The organism is Synechococcus sp. Cruz CV12-2-Slac-r (genome assembly GCF_024346075.1).
In the GTDB taxonomy this organism is placed as follows: domain Bacteria; phylum Cyanobacteriota; class Cyanobacteriia; order PCC-6307; family Cyanobiaceae; genus Synechococcus_D.
In genome coordinates, this window is record NZ_JAGQEK010000176.1 from 1 (window position 1) to 3,199 (window position 3,199).

The 3,199-nt window shown below is 53.0% G+C and carries 4 protein-coding genes; 2 read left to right on the forward strand and 2 right to left on the reverse strand.

Translation table 11 applies throughout. The features are described from left to right. Positions 1-954 (reverse strand): N-acetylglucosamine-6-phosphate deacetylase (locus KB557_RS10145; protein ID WP_255133861.1); only part of this gene is annotated, 954 nt, incomplete at its 3' end. Positions 955-992: 38 nt separating this feature from the next. Between KB557_RS10145 and purE the strand changes: the two genes are divergently transcribed. Further along, positions 993-1,517, forward strand: coding sequence for a 5-(carboxyamino)imidazole ribonucleotide mutase (purE, locus tag KB557_RS10150; RefSeq protein ID WP_255133863.1), 525 nt, complete (start codon positions 993-995; stop codon positions 1,515-1,517). A gap of 1 nt (position 1,518) precedes the next feature. Then, entirely contained in the window at positions 1,519-2,580 is a 1,062-nt protein-coding gene (locus KB557_RS10155; RefSeq protein ID WP_255133867.1) for an AI-2E family transporter, read from the forward strand. A gap of 95 nt (positions 2,581-2,675) precedes the next feature. On the opposite strand, the gene cysC is transcribed toward KB557_RS10155, so the two are convergent. Continuing rightward, the coding region (gene cysC, locus KB557_RS10160) for an adenylyl-sulfate kinase (RefSeq protein WP_255133865.1) at positions 2,676-3,199 on the reverse strand (524 nt) is incomplete at its 5' end.

The window sequence follows — 3,199 nt, forward strand, 5'->3', positions numbered from 1 at the left end:
ATCTCCAAGGCGGCAAGTGCCTTCCTTCACAGTGATCTGCCGTTTATCCCAGGGGTAAGCGCCGGGGCTTAAGCCATAGGGAGCTAGGGCATCACTCACAAGCAACACCTGCTCAGGCAAGAGCCGCTGCAGCAACACCGCCATCGCGGGAGCCACATGGATGCCATCGGCAATTAAACCAACGCCAACATGCGGCGCAGCAATGGCCGCCGCTATTGGTCCAGGAGAGCGGTGATGCAAACCCGCCATCGCATTCAATGCATGGGTGATCATCCCCACCCCTTGGCCGTAGGACCGTTGCGCTTGTTCGCCAGTTGCGGCGCTATGGCCGAGGCTCACCAAAATTCCCTGCTGCCGCAGAGCATCAATCAGCAGCTCAGCTCCCGGCAGTTCTGGCGCCAAGGTTACGAGCGCAATACTGCTTTCAAAACCAGCAATCCGCTCCCTTAAAGCCTCAATAGAGGGAGCGCACAGATGCTCTAAAGGGTGAGCGCCGCGGCGTTCGGGCGCCAAAAATGGCCCTTCTAAGTGGGCGCCCAGTAAACGGCAACGGCCAGGGCGATGCTGCAGGCGCGCTTCCTCAAGCACCGCAAGGCCACGCCGCAAAGGCGCCACCGCGCAGGTAACAAAAGTGGGGCAGATCGCTTCCACCCCATCACGCCAAAGCAAATCCAATAACTCAAATAGGCGGGGTAACTGCTCTTTTTGCAATTCAGGGAAGGCCAACCCCAAGCCACCATTGATTTGTAGATCAATTCCCGCGGGGCTCAACCATGCACCATCCCAATCAATGCCAGCAGCAGCGGCACCGGTGGCAAGAGGCAGGAGCCGGCTGATATAGCCCTCCTGGCTCACAAATGCACGCCAGCGCCGCTGCGGCATCCCAGCCGCTTCTGGTAAACGCAGATTTGTGTGCCACCGCCCCTCAAGGGCAGCAGTTATGGGCAGCTGCATGAAAACAGGATGAGAATGCCAGCAGTGGCAGTCTGCCGATGGCTAAGGATCCGCGGGTGGGAATTGTGATGGGCAGTGATTCGGATCTGCCCTGCATGCAAGGGGCAGTGGAGGTGTTGGAAGAATTTGGCGTAGTTCATGAGGTGCGGGTGCTCTCGGCCCATCGCACGCCAAAGGCAATGGTTAATTACGCAGAAAGCGCAAAAGCCCGAGGCTTGCAGGTGTTAATCGCTGGAGCCGGAGGGGCAGCCCACTTACCTGGAATGGTGGCAGCCCTCACAACCTTGCCGGTGATTGGAGTTCCTGTTACGAGCAAAGCCCTAAACGGGCTCGATTCTCTCTATTCAATTGTGCAAATGCCAGCAGGCATCCCGGTGGCAACAGTTGCCATCGGTAATGCCTGCAATGCCGCCTTATTGGCATTGCAAATCCTTGCTTTACAAGATCAAAGCCTCGGAGAAGCACTGCAGGCTTACAGGCTTGGGTTGCAAGCGATGGTGGAAGCAAAAGATCAAAGGTTGCAACAGCTGGGCTGCACCGAATACCTTGCTGAGCGCAATTGAGATGTGGCCTCCCCGTTGGTTGCGCTTAAGCCTTGCTCTACCACTGTTGGTGCTCAACCTATTTGTGTTGCGTCAACTGCTGCTGCCATTAGCTCCATTTCCGGCCCTTTTTGTTGCTGCTGCATTAATTGCTTTTTTGCTTGATCTACCAAGCCGCTGGTTACAACAGCGGGGGTTAACAAAACCGCTAAGTTTTGCCCTTGTTTTAGGAATTACCCTCGGCGGGTTAAGCCTTGCTGCCACCTGGCTTGTGCCGCGATTAATTGAACAATTAGGTGAACTTGTAAATGCAATTCCTAGCTGGCTAGTGCAAGCTCAAGAGCTATTAAATCAATTGCAATCACTTGCAGAAGCGAGGGGCTGGCCCACCGATTTCAGCCCCTTAAGTGATGATTTATTAGCCCGCAGCAGCCGGGTTGCCCGCAGCGTAAGCCAGCAACTGCTCAGCTTGCTGAGCGCCACCCTTGGCCTCACTGTGAACACAGTGATCGTGTTGGTTTTAGCGATATTTTTATTATTAGGTGGCGAAAGTATTGCCGCTGGCCTGGCCCGTTGGATACCAAGCGATTGGCGTGAATTAATCTTTAGCACAATTAATCGCACCTTTCGTGGTTATTTTGCTGGCCAAGTATTAATCGCCTTAATCCTTAGTGGCTTGCAGTTGGTGGTATTCACTTTGCTGCAAATTCCCTACGGCGTGGTATTTGCTTTATTGATTGGATTTACCACCTTGGTGCCCTATGCAAGCGCCCTCACAATTACTTTAGTGAGCACGGTGTTAGCAGTAGAAGATCCCCGCACCGGCCTTGAAGTGCTTGCCGCAGCCATAAGTGTGGGCCAAGTAGTGGATCAACTAATCAGCCCCCGTTTAATGGGTAGCATTGTGGGTTTGCAACCAGCCTGGTTGTTATTTTGTTTACCGCTAGGCGCCCGCGCCGGCAACTTATTGGGGCTTGGAGAACTGCTGGGCTTATTACTAGCGGTGCCGGTTGCCAGCGTGCTTAAAACCTTTTTTGATGAGTTGTATATCAGGTTGCAGCAAGCGCCTTCATCACAAAGTTGAAGCAGATCAAGATGCGGGGATTAACTTAATTATTAACTTCAAAAACTGCTAGATCTTTCAGATAAACTACACTTTTACTTGTGTAAACCTGCGATTCACTTTATCAAACCCTTATCAACCAGGTAATCAATTACTTGTGTGGCACTTTCTTGCAGGGTTTGGCTGCCGGTATCAACACGCAGCTCAGGCGTTTCCGGCTGCTCATAGGGGCTTGAAATTCCGGTGAAGTCTTTAATTACCCCAGCCCGCGCCTTGGCATAGAGGCCCTTTGGATCTCGGCCCTCGCACACAGCAAGATCAGCAGCGCAGTAGATCTCAATAAAATCACCCTGCGCCACTAGGGCTCTGGCCTGGGCTCGATCGGCTTGAAATGGCGACACAAAGGCAGTGAGGGTAATTAATCCAGCATCAAGAAATAGTTTTGCTACCTCGCCGATGCGGCGAATATTTTCTTCTCGATCAGCATCACTAAAACCAAGGTCTTTGCAGAGGCCATGGCGTACGTTGTCGCCATCGAGCACATAGGTGGCTAAGCCCCGCTCAAACAGCACCGCATTTACAGCATTTGCAAGGCTGCTTTTGCCTGAACCCGATAAACCGGTAAACCAAAGGATGGCGC